Source organism: Streptomyces mayteni (assembly GCF_054783955.1).
The window spans coordinates 16536-32607 of record NZ_BAAGPR010000091.1; the positions used below are offsets into that span (position 1 = coordinate 16536).

Annotated in this window: 13 protein-coding genes; all 13 read left to right on the plus strand. The window is 73.9% G+C overall.

Annotation, left to right across the window (positions count from 1 at the left end; translation table 11 throughout):
• The first annotated feature begins 16 nt into the window (after positions 1-16).
• The 13 genes from ACYVPE_RS29965 (at position 17) to ACYVPE_RS30025 (ending at position 15907) form a co-directional block, all read left to right on the plus strand.
• On the plus strand, positions 17-1006 hold the full coding sequence (locus ACYVPE_RS29965) for an aspartate carbamoyltransferase catalytic subunit (protein ID WP_461036883.1): 990 nt from the start codon (positions 17-19) through the stop codon (positions 1004-1006).
• Complete coding sequence (locus ACYVPE_RS29970) at positions 1003-2304, plus strand: dihydroorotase (RefSeq protein ID WP_461036884.1); 1302 nt, start codon at positions 1003-1005, stop codon at positions 2302-2304. The genes ACYVPE_RS29965 and ACYVPE_RS29970 overlap by 4 nt, the downstream gene beginning before the upstream one ends.
• Positions 2301-2960 (plus strand): PH-like domain-containing protein, encoded by a 660-nt coding sequence (locus ACYVPE_RS29975; RefSeq protein WP_461036885.1) that lies wholly within the window; start codon positions 2301-2303, stop codon positions 2958-2960. Before ACYVPE_RS29970 ends, ACYVPE_RS29975 begins: the two co-directional genes overlap by 4 nt.
• On the plus strand, positions 2957-4102 hold the full coding sequence (gene carA / locus ACYVPE_RS29980; RefSeq protein WP_461036886.1) for a glutamine-hydrolyzing carbamoyl-phosphate synthase small subunit: 1146 nt from the start codon (positions 2957-2959) through the stop codon (positions 4100-4102). Before ACYVPE_RS29975 ends, carA begins: the two co-directional genes overlap by 4 nt.
• The gene (gene carB, locus ACYVPE_RS29985; RefSeq protein ID WP_461036887.1) at positions 4095-7415 is read left to right on the plus strand and encodes a carbamoyl-phosphate synthase large subunit; all 3321 of its coding nucleotides are present in this window, start codon (positions 4095-4097) and stop codon (positions 7413-7415) included. The genes carA and carB overlap by 8 nt, the downstream gene beginning before the upstream one ends.
• Positions 7412-8539, plus strand: a complete 1128-nt coding sequence (locus ACYVPE_RS29990; RefSeq protein WP_461036888.1) for a quinone-dependent dihydroorotate dehydrogenase — start codon at positions 7412-7414, stop codon at positions 8537-8539. The genes carB and ACYVPE_RS29990 overlap by 4 nt, the downstream gene beginning before the upstream one ends.
• A 38-nt stretch (positions 8540-8577) precedes the next feature.
• Positions 8578-9393 carry an orotidine-5'-phosphate decarboxylase gene (gene pyrF, locus ACYVPE_RS29995; RefSeq protein WP_461036894.1) on the plus strand — a complete coding sequence of 272 codons (816 nt, stop codon included), beginning with the start codon at positions 8578-8580 and terminating at the stop codon, positions 9391-9393.
• A 229-nt stretch (positions 9394-9622) separates the two neighbouring features.
• Complete coding sequence (mihF, locus tag ACYVPE_RS30000; protein WP_132816254.1) at positions 9623-9946, plus strand: integration host factor, actinobacterial type; 324 nt, start codon at positions 9623-9625, stop codon at positions 9944-9946.
• Positions 9947-9983: 37 nt separating this feature from the next.
• Positions 9984-10535 (plus strand): guanylate kinase, encoded by a 552-nt coding sequence (gene gmk, locus ACYVPE_RS30005; protein WP_461036889.1) that lies wholly within the window; start codon positions 9984-9986, stop codon positions 10533-10535.
• A 77-nt stretch (positions 10536-10612) separates the two neighbouring features.
• Positions 10613-10885, plus strand: a complete 273-nt coding sequence (gene rpoZ, locus ACYVPE_RS30010) for a DNA-directed RNA polymerase subunit omega (protein ID WP_132931393.1) — start codon at positions 10613-10615, stop codon at positions 10883-10885.
• A 149-nt stretch (positions 10886-11034) separates the two neighbouring features.
• On the plus strand, positions 11035-12240 hold the full coding sequence (gene coaBC, locus ACYVPE_RS30015; RefSeq protein ID WP_461036890.1) for a bifunctional phosphopantothenoylcysteine decarboxylase/phosphopantothenate--cysteine ligase CoaBC: 1206 nt from the start codon (positions 11035-11037) through the stop codon (positions 12238-12240).
• A gap of 237 nt (positions 12241-12477) precedes the next feature.
• Positions 12478-13686 (plus strand): methionine adenosyltransferase, encoded by a 1209-nt coding sequence (metK, locus tag ACYVPE_RS30020; RefSeq protein WP_461036891.1) that lies wholly within the window; start codon positions 12478-12480, stop codon positions 13684-13686.
• Positions 13687-13774: 88 nt separating this feature from the next.
• Positions 13775-15907 (plus strand): primosomal protein N', encoded by a 2133-nt coding sequence (locus ACYVPE_RS30025; RefSeq protein WP_461036892.1) that lies wholly within the window; start codon positions 13775-13777, stop codon positions 15905-15907.
• The last annotated feature ends 165 nt before the right edge of the window (positions 15908-16072 follow it).

The window sequence follows — 16072 nt, forward strand, 5'->3', positions numbered from 1 at the left end:
ACACGGAAGGCACCTGATGAAGCGTCACCTCATCTCGGCCGCCGATCTCTCCCGCGACGACGCCCTCCTCGTGCTCGACACCGCCGAGGAGTTGGCCCGCGTGGCCGACCGGCCGATCAAGAAACTCCCGACCCTGCGCGGGCGCACCGTGGTCAACCTCTTCTTCGAGGACTCGACCCGCACCCGGATCTCCTTCGAGGCGGCGGCCAAGCGGCTCTCCGCCGACGTGATCAACTTCTCCGCCAAGGGCTCCTCGGTCTCCAAGGGCGAGTCCCTCAAGGACACCGCGCTCACCCTGGAGGCGATGGGCGCCGACGCCGTCGTCATCCGGCACCACGACTCGGGCGCCCCGCACCGGCTCGCCACCTCCGGCTGGATCGGCGGCTGCGTCGTCAACGCCGGCGACGGCACCCACGAGCACCCCACCCAGGCGCTGCTCGACGCGCTCACGCTGCGCCGCCGCCTGGTCGGCGGCCGGGACCGCGGCCTCGGCGCCGACCTCGCGGGCCGCCGGATCACGATCGTCGGCGACATCCTGCACAGCCGGGTGGCCCGCTCCAACGTCCGGCTGCTCACCACCCTCGGCGCCGAGGTCACCGTCGTCGGCCCGCCCACCCTGCTGCCGGTCGGCGTCGAGCGCTGGCCCTGCGCCGTCGACTACGACCTGGACGCGGTGCTGTCCAAGTCCGACGCCGTGATGATGCTCCGCGTCCAACGCGAGCGGATGAACGACGCGTTCTTCCCCACCGAGCGTGAGTACGCCCGCCGCTACGGGCTGCACGGCGCCCGCATGGCGCGGATGCCGGAACACGCCGTCGTGATGCACCCGGGCCCCATGAACCGCGGCATGGAGATCACCGCCGAGGTCGCCGACTCGCCCCGCTGCACCGCCGTCGAGCAGGTGTCGGGCGGCGTCAGCGTCCGGATGGCCGTCCTGTACCTGCTGCTCGGCGGCTCCGAGCCCGCCGTCGGCACCCGCACCACCGAGGAGAACACCCAGGCATGAGCGAGAACACCGCGCGCACCCTGATCCGCGACGCGAGGATCCTGGGCGGCCCCCCGCAGGACGTGCTGATCGAGGGCGAGACCGTCGCCAGGATCGGCGGCGCTCTCGAAGCCGGGGGCGACGCCCGGGTGGTGGAGGCCGAAGGGCTCGTGCTGCTCCCCGGCCTGGTCGACCTGCACACCCACCTGCGCGAGCCGGGCCGCGAGGACTCCGAGACCGTGCTCACCGGCACCAGGGCCGCCGCGGCCGGCGGCTTCACCGCCGTGCACGCCATGGCCAACACCTTCCCGGTCGCCGACACCGCCGGCGTGGTCGAGCAGGTCTGGCGGCTCGGCCGCGAGTCCGGCTACTGCGACGTGCAGCCGGTCGGCGCCGTCACCGTGGGCCTCGGCGGCCGGCAGCTCGCCGAGCTCGGCGCCATGCACGACTCGGCCGCCGGCGTCGTCGTCTTCTCGGACGACGGCAAGTGCGTGGACGACGCCGTGATCATGCGCCGGGCGCTGGAGTACGTGAAGGCGTTCGACGGCGTGATCGCCCAGCACGCCCAGGAGCCGCGGCTCACCGAGGGCGCCCAGATGAACGAGGGCGCCGTCTCCGCCGAGCTCGGCCTCGGCGGCTGGCCGGCCGTCGCCGAGGAGGCGATCATCGCCCGCGACGTGCTGCTCGCCGCCCACGTCGGCTCCCGGGTGCACATCTGCCACCTCTCCACCGCGGGCTCCGTCGAGCTGGTGCGCTGGGCCAAGTCCAAGGGCTGGCAGGTCACCGCCGAGGTCACCCCGCACCACCTGCTGCTCACCGACGAGCTGGTCCGCTCCTACGACCCGGTCTTCAAGGTCAACCCGCCGCTGCGCACCGAGGAGGACGTGCTGGCGCTGCGCGAGGCGCTGGCCGACGGCACCATCGACTGCGTCGCCACCGACCACGCCCCGCACCCGCACGAGGACAAGGACTGCGAGTGGGGCGCGGCCGCCATGGGGATGGTCGGCCTGGAGACCGCGCTCTCCGTGGTGCAGCACACCATGGTGGACACCGGCCTCCTCGACTGGGCCGGCGTCGCCGACCGGATGTCCTTCCGACCCGCGACCATCGGACGGCTGGCCGGCCACGGCCGCCCCGTCGAGGTCGGCGAGCCCGCCAACCTGACCCTGCTCGACCCCGCCTACCGTGGAGAGGTGGACCCCGCCGCGTTCGCCTCCCGCAGCCGCAACACCCCCTACCGGGGCCGCGAGCTGCCGGGCCGGGTGACGCACACCTTCCTGCGGGGCCGGGCAACGCTCACGGACGGGAAGCTGGTATGAACGCCGCGCTGTTTCACCCCCTGCGGATCGCGCTCACCACGGAGGAGGGCACGGAGACCGTCCGCAGGTCGCAGGAGGTCACCGACTGGGGCGCCAGGGTCGCCTGGGTCGTCGGGCTGCTGCTGTTCGTCGCCCTCGTCTACTGGCTGATGCGCGAGGGCTGGAAGTGGCGCGCCACGCTCCAGGGCGACCTGCCCGAGCTGCCCGCGCCGCCCGCCGAGCCGGGCCCCGCCCGGCTGCGGATGGCCGGCCGCTACCACGGCTCCACCACCGCGGGGCAGTGGCTCGACCGGATCGCCGCCCACGGCCTCGGCGCCCGCAGCCGCGCCGTGCTGACCCTGACCGAGGAGGGCGTGACCGTGGTCAGGCCGGGCGCCGGGGACTTCCTGATCCCGGCCGACCGGATCCGCGGCGCGCGCCCCGAGAAGGGCATCGCCGGCAAGGTCCTCACCGAGGGCGGGCTGCTGGTGATCACCTGGCAGCACGGCGAACGGCTGCTCGACTCGGGATTCCGCGCCGACCGCTCGGCCGAGCACGCCCGCTGGATCGAGATCCTCGGCACCTACACGCCGGGCCAGGAGGACGAGTCCGCCGCCGCGGCGGAGACCGCCCCCGCACCGCACGACCCCAGGCACGACAAGGAAGGCGTCCGATGACCGCCACCACCCGCACCGCGGAGCGCACCCCGGCCGTGCTCGTCCTCGAGGACGGCCGCACCTTCCGCGGACAGGCGTACGGCGCGCGGGGCGAGACCGTGGGCGAGGCCGTCTTCTCCACCGGCATGACCGGCTACCAGGAGACCCTGACCGACCCCTCGTACCACCGCCAGCTCGTCGTGATGACCGCCCCGCACATCGGCAACACCGGCGTCAACGACGAGGACCCCGAGTCGCGGCGCATCTGGGTCGCCGGCTACGTCGTCCGCGACCCCGCGCGCCGCCACTCCAACTGGCGGGCCACGCGCTCACTGGAGGACGAGCTGACCGCCCAGGGCGTCGTCGGCATCAGCGGCGTCGACACCCGGGCCCTCACCCGCCACCTGCGCGAGCGGGGCGCCATGCGGGCCGGGATCTTCTCCGGCGCCGAGGCCGCCGCCGCCGAGGCCGCGCTGCTGGCCAGGGTGCGGTCCGCGCCCCAGATGGCCGGTGCAGAGCTGGCGCCCGAGGTCGCCACCACCGAGCCCTACGTGGTGCCGGCCATCGGCGAGAAGCGGTTCACCGTGGCCGCGATCGACCTCGGCATCAAGGGCATGACGCCGCACCGGATGGCCCAGCGCGGCATCGAGGTGCACGTGCTGCCGGCCACCGCCACCCTGGAGGACGTCCACGCCGTCGCGCCCGACGGGGTCTTCTTCTCCAACGGCCCTGGCGACCCGGCCACCGCCGACCACGCCGTCGCGCTGATGCGCGGCGTGCTGGAGCGCTCCACCCCGCTCTTCGGCATCTGCTTCGGCAACCAGATCCTCGGCCGCGCGCTCGGCTTCGGCACCTTCAAGCTGAAGTACGGCCACCGCGGCATCAACCAGCCGGTCAAGGACCTGACCACCGGCAAGGTCGAGGTGACCGCGCACAATCACGGCTTCGCCGTCGACGCACCGCTCGACCGCGTCTCCGACACCCCCTACGGCCGGGTCGAGGTCTCCCACGTCTGCCTCAACGACGACGTCGTCGAGGGGCTGCGACTGCTCGACCGACCGGCCTTCAGCGTCCAGTACCACCCCGAAGCGGCGGCGGGCCCACACGATGCCGCCTACCTGTTCGACCGCTTCGTCACCCTGATGGAGGGCCAGCGTGCCTAAGCGCACCGATATCCAGTCCGTTCTGGTCATCGGTTCAGGACCGATCGTCATCGGCCAGGCCGCCGAGTTCGACTACTCGGGCACCCAGGCCTGCCGGGTGCTCAAGGCCGAGGGCCTGCGCGTCATCCTGGTCAACTCCAACCCGGCCACGATCATGACCGACCCGGAGATCGCCGACGCCACCTACATCGAGCCGATCACCCCGGAGTACGTCGAGAAGATCATCGCCAGGGAGCGCCCCGACGCCCTGCTGCCCACCCTCGGCGGCCAGACCGCGCTCAACACCGCGATCGCGCTGCACGAGTCAGGTGCCCTCGCCGCCCACGGCGTGGAGCTGATCGGCGCCAGCGTCGAGGCCATCGCCAAGGGCGAGGACCGCGAGAAGTTCAAGGGCGTCGTCGAGGCCGTCCGCGAGGCCACCGGGCACGGCGAGTCCGCCCGCTCCGTGATCTGCCACTCCATGGACGACGTGCTGGCCGGCGTCGCGGAGCTCGGCGGCTACCCGGTCGTCGTCCGCCCCTCCTTCACCATGGGCGGCGCCGGCTCCGGCTTTGCGCACGACGAGGACGAGCTGCGCCGGATCGCCGGACAGGGCCTCGCGCTCTCGCCCACCACCGAGGTGCTCCTCGAGGAGTCCATCCTCGGCTGGAAGGAGTACGAGCTCGAGCTGATGCGCGACCGCAACGACAACGTGGTCGTCGTCTGCTCCATCGAGAACCTCGACCCGATGGGCGTGCACACCGGCGACTCGATCACCGTGGCGCCCGCGATGACCCTCACCGACCGCGAGTACCAGATCCTCCGCGACATCGGCATCGCCGTGATCCGCGAGGTCGGCGTCGACACCGGCGGCTGCAACATCCAGTTCGCCGTCGACCCGGACGACGGCCGGGTCGTGGTCATCGAGATGAACCCCCGGGTCTCCCGCTCCTCGGCGCTCGCCTCCAAGGCCACCGGCTTCCCGATCGCGAAGATCGCCGCCCGGCTCGCCATCGGCTACACGCTGGACGAGATCCCCAACGACATCACCGAGGAGACCCCGGCCTCCTTCGAGCCCACCCTCGACTACGTGGTGGTCAAGGTCCCGCGGTTCGCGTTCGAGAAGTTCCCGGCCGCCGACCCGGGTCTCACCACCACCATGAAGTCGGTCGGCGAGGCCATGGCCATCGGCCGCAACTTCACCGAGGCGCTGCAGAAGGCGCTGCGCTCCGTGGAGAAGAAGGACGCCCCGTTCGACTTCTCCGGAGCCCCCGGCGCCCCGGAGGACGTGGCCGGGCTGCTGACCAAGGCCGCCATGCCCACCGACGGCCGGCTCGGCACCGTGATGGCCGCCATCCGGGCCGGCGCCACCCCCGAAGAGGTCTTCGAGTCCACCCGCATCGACCCCTGGTTCGTCGACCAGCTCTTCCTCATCAGGGAGGTCGCCGACGAGCTGGCCGCCGCCGAGCAGCTCACCGCCGAGCTGCTGGCCGAGGCCAAGCGGCACGGCTTCTCGGACGCCCAGATCGCCGGCATCCGCGACCTCCGCGAGGACGTGGTGCGCGAGGTGCGGCACGCGCTCGGCGTGCGCCCGGTCTACAAGACCGTGGACACCTGCGCCGCCGAGTTCGCCGCCCGCACCCCCTACCTCTACTCGTCCTACGACGAGGAGACCGAGGTCACCCCCCGCGAGCGGCCCGCCGTGATCATCCTCGGCTCCGGACCCAACCGGATCGGCCAGGGCATCGAGTTCGACTACTCCTGCGTGCACGCCTGCTTCGCCCTCAGCGAGGCCGGCTACGAGACGGTGATGGTCAACTGCAACCCGGAGACCGTCTCCACCGACTACGACACCTCCGACCGGCTCTACTTCGAGCCGCTCACCCTGGAGGACGTGCTGGAGATCGTGCACGCCGAGTCCCAGGCGGGGCCGATCGCCGGCGTCATCGTCCAGCTCGGCGGCCAGACCCCGCTCGGCCTCGCCCAGGCCCTGAAGGACAACGGGGTGCCGATCGTCGGCACCTCGCCAGAGGCCATCGACCTGGCCGAGGAGCGCGGCGCCTTCGGCCGGGTGCTCGCCGACGCCGGGCTGCCCGCCCCCAAGTACGGCACCGCCTTCTCCTTCGACGAGGCCAAGGCCATCGCCGCCGGCATCGGCTACCCGGTGATGGTCCGCCCCAGCTACGTGCTCGGCGGCCGCGGCATGCGGATCGTCTACGACGAGCCCTCGCTCGCCGAGTACCTCGCCCAGCACGCCGGGCTGGTCTCCGAACACCCGGTGCTCATCGACCGGTTCCTCGACGACGCCATCGAGATCGACGTCGACGCCCTCTACGACGGCACCGAGCTCTACCTCGGCGGCGTCATGGAGCACATCGAGGAGGCCGGCATCCACTCCGGCGACTCCGCCTGCGCGCTGCCGCCCATCACCCTGGGCGGCCACGACATCAAGCGGCTGCGCGCCTCCACCGAGGCCATCGCGGCCGGCGTCGGCGTCCGCGGCCTGATCAACATCCAGTTCGCGCTCGCCGGCGACATCCTCTACGTGCTGGAGGCCAACCCCCGCGCCTCCCGCACCGTGCCCTTCACCTCCAAGGCGACCGCCGTGCCGCTGGCGAAGGCCGCCGCCCGGATCTCGCTGGGCGCCACCATCGCCGAACTGCGCGCCGAGGGCATGCTCCCGGCCCACGGCGACGGCGGCACGCTCCCGCTCGACGCGCCGATCTCCGTCAAGGAGGCCGTGATGCCCTGGTCCCGGTTCCGGGACGTGCACGGCCGCGGCGTCGACACGGTGCTCGGGCCCGAGATGCGCTCCACCGGCGAGGTCATGGGCATCGACTCCGCCTTCGGCACCGCCTACGCCAAGTCCCAGGCCGGCGCCTACGGCGCGTTGCCCACCAAGGGGCGGGCCTTCGTCTCGGTCGCCAACCGCGACAAGCGGGCCATGATCTTCCCGGCCCGCGCCCTGGTCGAGCACGGCTTCGAGCTGCTGGCCACCTCGGGCACCGCCGAGGTGCTCAAGCGGAACGGGATCCACGCCACCGTGGTGCGCAAGCAGATCGAGGGCGAGGGCCCGAACGGCGAGCCCACCATCGTCCAGCTGATCCACGAGGGCCAGGTCGACCTCATCGTCAACACCCCCTACGGCACGGGCGGTCGGCTCGACGGCTACGACATCCGCACCGCGGCCGTCGCCCGCGGCATCCCCTGCCTGACCACCGTCCAGGCGCTGGCCGCCGCGGTCCAGGGCATCGACGCGCTCACCCGCGGCGAGGTCGGCGTCCGCGCCCTCCAGGAGCACGCCAGCCAGCTGGTGGAGGCGCGGAACCGGTGAGCCGGACGACCTCGTACGACCTGCTGTACCGCACCGTCCTCTGCCGGATCGACGCCGAGCGCGCCCACCGGCTGGCCTTCGCGCTGATCCGCGCGGTGGCGCGCGTCCCCGGGCTGCGCGCCGCCGTGCGCGGCACGTACGCCCGCCGGCACCCCGGCCTCCGGGTGCGGGCCCTGGGGCGCGAGATGCCGGGCCCCTTCGGGCTCGCCGCCGGCTTCGACAAGAACGCGGTCGGCATCGACGGCTTGGCGATGCTGGGCTTCGACCACATCGAGATCGGCACCGTCACCGGCCAGCCGCAGCCGGGCAACCCGCCGAAGCGGCTCTTCCGGCTGCTCGCCGACCGCGCCCTCGTCAACCGGATGGGCTTCAACAACGAGGGCTCGGCCGCGGTGGCCGCCCGGCTGGCCAGGCGCGGCCGCCGGGTCAGGCCGGTGCTCGGCGTCAACATCGGCAAGACCAAGGCCGTCCCCGAATCGGAGGCGATCGCCGACTACGTCACCAGCACCGAACGGCTGGCCGAGCACGCCGACTACCTGGTGGTCAACGTCTCCTCGCCCAACACCCCCGGGCTGCGCGACCTCCAGGCCACCGAGCGGCTGCGCCCGCTGCTGACCGCCGTGCGCGAGGCCGCGGACCGCGCGGTGCCGGACCGCCGGGTCCCGCTGCTGGTCAAGATCGCGCCCGACCTGGCCGACGAGGACGTGGACGCGGTCGCCGACCTCGCGCTCGACCTCGGCCTCGACGGCGTCATCGCCACCAACACCACCATCGCCCGCGACGGCCTCGCCACCCCGGCCGACCAGGTCACCGCCCTCGGCGCCGGGGGCCTCTCCGGCGCCCCGCTCAGGGAGCGCTCGCTCGCCGTGCTGCGGCGGCTCCACCGCCGTGTCGGCGGCCGGGTCACGCTGATCGGCGTCGGCGGCGTCGAGACCGCGGACGACGCCTGGGAGCGGGTGCTGGCCGGCGCGACCCTGGTCCAGGGCTACACCGGCTTCGTCTACGCGGGCCCTGGATGGGCCCGAGCCATCCACCGCGGCCTCGCCGAGCGGCTGGCCGCCAGCCCGTACCCGACCCTCGCCGACGCCGTCGGCGCCGGCGCCGGCCACGAGGAGAAGAAGTGAGCGCTCCCGAACCCTTCGGCACCCGGCTGCGCCGCGCCATGGACACGCGCGGTCCGCTCTGCGTGGGCATCGACCCGCACCCCTCGCTGCTGACCGCCTGGGGCCTCGGCGACGACGTCGCGGGCCTCGAGCGGTTCGCCGCCACGGCCGTCGCCGCGCTCGCCGAGCACGTCGCCGTCCTCAAGCCGCAGTCCGCCTTCTTCGAGCGCTTCGGCTCCCGTGGCGTCGCCGTGCTCGAACGTACCGTCGCCGACGCCCGGGCGGCCGGCGCCCTGGTGCTGCTCGACGTCAAGCGCGGCGACATCGGCTCCACCATGGCCGCCTACGCGGCCGCCCACCTGGCGCCCGACGCCCCGCTGGCCGCCGACGCCATCACCGTCAGCCCCTACCTCGGCTACGGCTCGCTGCGCCCGGCCGTCGACCTGGCCAGGGCCAACGGGCGGGGCGTCTTCGTGCTGGCGCTCACCTCCAACCCGGAGGGCGCCGAGGTGCAGACCGCGGTCACCGCCGCCGGCCCCACGGTGGCCCAGACGGTCCTCGACCGGCTGCGCGAGGAGAACGCGGCCGAACTGGCCGCCGGCGCCCCGCTCGGCTCGTTCGGCGCCGTGGTGGGCGCCACGGTCGGCGAGACCGGCGCCGACCTGTCCTGCGGCGGGCCGCTGCTGGCCCCTGGCGTGGGCGCGCAGGGGGCCAGCGCCGGTGACCTGCCGCGGGTCTTCGGCGGCGCCGTGGGGCAGGTGCTGCCCAGCGTGAGCCGCGGTGTGCTGCGGCACGGTCCCGATCCGGTGGCACTGCGTGCCGCGGCGGAGCGCGAGGTGGCGGAGATCGTGCGGTTCGCCGGCTCCGGAGCGTGATCGAGCGGGTCGTTCCCGCAAACTCCGTATGGATATGTCGGAAATGCGGTCGACGATCTCCAGCTGACCAGGACTTTTTGTCGATTCTCGCTGACTAATCGCGGTGGTGGCCGCTAGTCTCCGTCGAGAGCGGAGCCCCGAGCGCGTTGCTCGTTGCTCCGCCGGTGCGGGGCTACTAGGTTCCTCACCGTTCCGTATCCGACAGTTCGATACCCGAGGTGACGTAGGCGTGGCTCTTCCGCCCCTTACCCCTGAACAGCGCGCAGCCGCGCTTCAGAAGGCCGCCGCGGCTCGCCGGGAGCGCGCCGAGGTCAAGAATCGGCTCAAGCACTCCGGCGCCTCCCTGCAGGAGGTCATCAAGCAGGGCCAGGAGAACGATGTCATCGGCAAGATGAAGGTCAGCGCGCTGCTGGAGTCGATGCCAGGCGTCGGCAAGGTTCGCGCTCGCCAGATCATGGAGCGGCTCGGCATCTCCGAGAGCCGCCGGGTCCGAGGGCTCGGCTCCAACCAGATCGCCGCGCTCGAGCGCGAGTTCGGCGCCAGCAAGAGCTGAGGTTTTCCCTACCTTCGGGAACCGGGATAATCGCCGCATGACCGATCGTCCGCGACTGACCGTGCTCTCCGGCCCCTCCGGGGTCGGCAAGAGCACGGTCGTCGCTCATTTGCGCAAAGCCCACCCAGAGGTGTGGCTGTCCGTGTCCGCCACCACGCGGCATCCCCGCCCCGGCGAGCGGCACGGTGTTCAGTACTACTTCGTGGACGACGAGGAGTTCGACAAGCTGATCGCCAACGGCGAGCTGCTGGAGTGGGCCGAGTTCGCCGGCAACCGCTACGGAACCCCGCGTCGCGCCGTGCAGCACCGGCTCGAGGCGGGGGATCCCGTCCTCCTCGAGATCGACCTCCAGGGCGCCCGTCAGATCAGGGAGACCATGCCGGAGGCCCGGCTGGTGTTCCTGGCGCCGCCCAGCTGGGAGGAGTTGGTCCGCCGGCTCACCGGCCGCGGCACCGAGCCCCCCGAGGTGATCGAGCGGCGGCTGGCGGCCGCCCGCACGGAGCTGGCGGCCGAGCCCGAGTTCGACACCACCCTGGTCAACACCTCGGTCGAGGACGTCGTGACCGAGCTGCTAGCCTTGGTCCGTTAACTAGGTACGTTGACCACATACAGAGCCCTGACCTGTCAAGAGGGGGGCCCTCCCAGACTCCCAGTGGAAGGCAGAGCGTGTCCTCTCCCATCACCACGCCCGAGGGCATCATCAACCCGCCGATCGACGAGCTGCTCGAGGCGACGGACTCCAAGTACAGCCTGGTGATCTACGCCGCCAAGCGGGCCCGTCAGATCAACGCCTACTACTCGCAGCTCGGCGAGGGCCTGCTGGAGTACGTCGGGCCGCTGGTCGACACCCACGTGCACGAGAAGCCGCTCTCGATCGCCCTGCGCGAGATCAACGCGGGTCTGCTCACCTCCGAGGCCGTCGAGGGCGCGACCGACTAGGCCCTGTCCTGGGTGAGCGTTCGGCGAGACTTCCGGGCCCGGTGGCATCTGCCACCGGGCCCGTCGTGTGCCGCGGTGCCGTGGTGCAGGATGGGAGGGCAGGGGAGTCGAGGGGAGCGCCGCCCGGGCGGCGCGGGAAGAGGCGAGCGATGGGCCGGCCGGAGATCGTCCTCGGGGTGGGCGGCGGCATCGCCGCCTACAAGGCGTGCGAGCTGCTGCGGCTGTTCACCGAGTCGGGACACGGCGTCCGCGTGGTGCCCACCGCCTCCGCGCTGCGCTTCGTCGGCGCCCCCACCTGGGCGGCGCTCTCGGGCCGGCCGGTGGCCACCGAGGTCTGGGACGACGTGCACGAGGTGCCGCACGTCAGGATCGGCCAGTCGGCCGGCCTGGTGGTGATCGCCCCGGCCACCGCCGACGTGCTGGCCCGCGCCGCCGGCGGCCGCGCCGACGACCTGCTGACCAACGTGCTGCTCACCGCCCGCTGCCCGGTCGTCTTCGCGCCCGCGATGCACACCGAGATGTGGGAGCACCCCGCCACCCAGGAGAACGTGGCCACCCTGCGTCGCCGCGGCGCCCTGGTGATCGAGCCGGCCGTCGGCCGGCTGACCGGCGCCGACACCGGCCGGGGCCGGCTGCCGGACCCGGCCGCGATCTTCGCCTACTGTCGCCGGGTGCTGGAGCGGGGCGCCGCCGAGCCCGCCCGTGACCTGGCCGGCCGCCGGGTCGTGATCAGCGCGGGCGGCACCCGGGAGCCCCTCGATCCGGTCCGCTACCTGGGCAACAGGTCCTCGGGCAAGCAGGGCTACGCGCTCGCCCGCACCGCCGCCGCCCGGGGCGCGGCTGTCACCCTGGTCGCGGCCAACACCGCGCTGCCCGATCCGGCCGGCGTCACCGTGGTCCGGGTCGGCACCACCCAGGAGCTGCGGGAGGCGGTGCACAAGGCGGCGGCCGAGGCCGACGCCGTGGTGATGGCCGCCGCCGTCGCCGACTTCCGGCCGGCGAGCCTGGCCACCCAGAAGATCAAGAAGCGGGACGACCGCGAGCCCGAGCCCATCGCCCTGGTCCGTAACCCCGACATACTCGCCGAGCTGGCCGCCGACCGGCCCGCCGGCCAGCTCGTGGTCGGCTTCGCCGCCGAGACGGAGGACGTGCTCGCCAACGGCCGTGCCAAGCTGGCCAGGAAGGGCTGCGACCTCCTGGTGGTGAACCGGGTGGGCGAGGGCATCGCCTTCGGCACCGAGGAGAACGAGGCGGTGATCCTGGAGGCCGGGGGAGCGGAGACGGAGGTCCCGCACGGCCCCAAGGACGTCCTCGCCGACCGCGTCTGGGACGTGGTGGCCCGGCGCTTGGCGTAGCCCCGCCGCGCGGCGGGAGCCGGGGGCGCACGGCCGAGCGCGTCTCGCAGTGCGGTCCGCTCTCCCCGCGACCCGGCCGGTCGGGCTAGGGTGGGGGAGCCGGGGGCCGCCGCTTTCGTGGCTGAGCCTTCGGTCCGTCCCAGCCTTCCTCCGGCTAGGATTGGCGCCGGCCGTTCACCTTCCGTGCGGGCGGCCGCCACAGTTCAGTCAGCAGCCGCTGCAACCCCAGGGAGCGATGTGTCCCGCCGTCTGTTCACCTCGGAATCCGTGACCGAGGGTCACCCCGACAAGATCGCCGACCAGATCAGCGACGCCATCCTCGACGCGCTCCTCTCCGAGGACCCGTCGTCGCGCGTGGCGGTGGAGACCATGATCACCACGGGCCTGGTGCACGTGGCGGGTGAGGTCACCACCACGGCCTACGCGGACATCGCCTCGCTGGTGCGCGAGACCATCCTCGGGATCGGCTACGACTCCTCCAAGAAGGGGTTCGACGGCGCCTCCTGCGGCGTCTCGGTGTCCATCGGCGCCCAGTCGCCCGACATCGCGCAGGGCGTGGACACCGCCTACGAGTCCCGGGTCGAGGGCGACGACGACGAGCTCGACCGGCAGGGCGCCGGCGACCAGGGCCTGATGTTCGGCTACGCGTGCGACGAGACGCCCGAGCTGATGCCGCTGCCCATCCGGCTGGCCCACCGGCTCTCCAACCGGCTCTCCGAGGTCCGCAAGAACGGCACCATCCCCTACCTGCGTCCCGACGGCAAGACGCAGGTCACCATCGAGTACGACGGCGACAAGGCGGTCCGCCTCGACACCGTGGTGGTCTCCTCGCAGCACGCCTCCGACATCGACCTGGAGTCGCTGCTCGCGCCCGACATCCAGGAGTTCGTGGTCGAGCCCGAGCTCAAGGCCCTGCTGACCGACGGCATCAAGCTGGACACCGAGGGCTACCGGCTGCTGGTCAACCCGACCGGCCGGTTCGAGATCGGCGGCCCGATGGGCGACGCCGGCCTGACGGGCCGGAAGATCATCATCGACACCTACGGCGGGATGGCCAGGCACGGCGGCGGCGCCTTCTCCGGCAAGGACCCGTCGAAGGTGGACCGTTCGGCCGCCTACGCCATGCGCTGGGTCGCGAAGAACGTGGTGGCCGCCGGCCTGGCCAGCCGCTGCGAGGTCCAGGTCGCCTACGCCATCGGCAAGGCCGAGCCGGTGGGCCTCTTCGTCGAGACCTTCGGCACCGCCACCGCCCCGGTCGAGCGCATCGAGCAGGCCATCAGCGAGGTCTTCGACCTCCGCCCGGCCGCCATCATCCGCGACCTCGACCTGCTGCGCCCGATCTACGCCCAGACCGCCGCCTACGGCCACTTCGGCCGCGAACTCCCCGACTTCACCTGGGAGCGCACCGACCGCGTCGACGCGCTGCGCGCCGCCGCCGGCGTCTGACCCCGTAGCTCGTCCCCGGATCCCTCGGACATGCGCCGCCGGCCTCGGCCGGCGCCGGGTGTCCGAGGGATCTGCTGTACTGGGCACCGTGAGTGAGACGGGCCCCCGCGGCGAGCGGGGCGACCAGGGCCCGGCGGGCGGCGAGCTGGCGCTGCTGCGCGGCGTGGCCCGCAAGCGCACCCCGCCGCGCACCTGGCGGGGCGCGCCGCTGGCCGAGCGGCTGCCCGTGGCCCGGGTCCTGGTCGACAAGGGCATGGTCCATCTCGACCGCTTCTTCGACTACGCCGTTCCCGCCGCGATGGACGCCGAGGCGCGGCCGGGCGTCCGGGTCAGGGTCCGCTTCGGCGCCGGCCAGCGCGAAGGGCGTCGCGAGGGCGGCCGCCTGATCAACGGCTTCGTCGTCGAGCGGCTCGCCGAGAGCGACTTCCCCGGCGTGCTCGCCCCCCTGGCCCAGGTGCTCTCCACCGAAGAGGTGCTCACCCCCGAGCTGCTGCGGCTCTGCCGCGCCGTCGCCGACCGCTACGCCGGGGCCCTGGCGGACGTCGTCCAGCTCGCCGTGCCGCCCCGGATGGCCAAGGCCGAGCGGCAGCAGTCCCCGCCGCCCGCGCCGCCACCGCCCGCCCCTGACCCCGGCGGCTGGGCGCGTTACCCGAAGGGGCCCGGCTTTCTCGCCGCGCTGGCCGGCGGCTCCGCGCCGCGGGCCGTGTGGACCGCGCTGCCCGGGCCGCACTGGCCCGACGAGCTGGCCCGCGCCCTCGCCACCACGCTCGCCGCCGGCCGCGGCGCCCTCGCCGTGCTGCCCGACGGCCGCTCGGCCGCCCGCGTCGACGCCGCGCTGACCGAACTGCTCGGCGCCGACCGGCACGTGCTGCTCACCGCCGACGCGGGCCCGGAGGCCCGCTACCGGCGCTGGCTGGCGATCAACCGCGGCTCCGTGCGCTGCGTCGTCGGCACCAGGGCCGCCATGTTCGCGCCGGTCCGCGACCTCGGTCTCGTGGCGCTCTGGGACGACGGGGACTCCTCCCACCACGACGTCAACGCGCCGCAGCCGCACGCCCGCGAGGTGCTGGTGCTGCGCGCCGTCCAGGAGGGGGCGGCCGTCCTGCTCGGCGGCCACGGACAGACCGTCGAGGCCGCGCAGCTGGTCGAGACGGGCTGGGCCCAGCCGCTGGCCGCGGAACGGGAGGCGGTCCGCGCCGCCGCCCCGCTGGTCCGCACCGTCGGCGACGAGGACGAGGCCCGCGACCCGGCCGCCCGCTCGGCCAGGCTGCCCAGCATCGCCTGGGAGGCCCTGCGCGACGGGCTCACCCGAGGCCCGGTGCTGGTCCAGGTGCCGCGCCGCGGCTATGTGCCCCGGCTCGCCTGCACCCGCTGTCGGACGCCGGCCCGCTGCGCGCGGTGCCAGGGGCCGCTCACCGCCGCGGGCCCCGACCGGCCGCTGAGCTGCGGCTGGTGCGGCACCGAGGCGCCCGGCTGGTCGTGCGCCGAGTGCGGCGACACCCGGCTGCGCGCCATCGTCGTCGGCGCCCGCCGCACCGCGGAGGAGTTGGGCAGGTCGTTCCCCGCCGTTCCGGTGCGTACCTCGGGGCGCGACCACATCCTCGACACCGTGCCCGACCGGCCGGCGCTGGTGGTCAGCACCCCGGGGGCCGAGCCCGTGCCCGAGGGACCCGGCTACGCGGCGGTGCTGCTGCTCGACGGCTGGGCGCTGCTCGGCCGCCCGGACCTGCGGGCCGGCGAGGAGGCCCTGCGGATCTGGCTCAACGCGGCCGCCCTCGTCCGCCCGCACGCCGAAGGCGGCACCGTGGTGGTGCTGGCCGAGGCCACCCTCAGGCCCGTGCAGGCGCTGGTGCGCTGGGATCCGGCGGGCAACGCGCGGCGCGAGCTCGCCGACCGGGCCTTCCTCGGCTTCCCCCCGGTCTCCCGGATGGCCGCCGTCACCGGGCCGCCCGAGGCGGTCGACGGCCTGCTCGACACCGCGGAGCTGCCCGCCGAGGCCGAGGTGCTCGGCCCGGTGCCGATGCCGGTCAGCGAGCCGGGCCGGCCCAGGCGCCCCGGGGACCCGCCGCCGGGCGAGCAGTGGCAGCGGGCGCTGGTGCGGGTGCCGCCCGGCAGCGGCGCGGCCCTCGCCGCCGCCCTCAAGACGGCGCAGGCCGCCCGGCTCGCGCGCCGGGAGGGCGCCCCGGCGCGCGTACGCATCGACCCACCCGACATCGGCTGAACCCTGCCGGCGCTTCGAGCCGGCTCAGCCGCTGCGCTGCCCTGGGAAGACGCCGTTCCTGCCCTCGGACCCGCCGCCCGCCAGCGGCTGCGCCGGCCGACCGGGCACCGGGCGGGCCGGCGGCACCCCGGGGGCCAGCGGCGGCGCCTCGGGCCGCACCGGCTC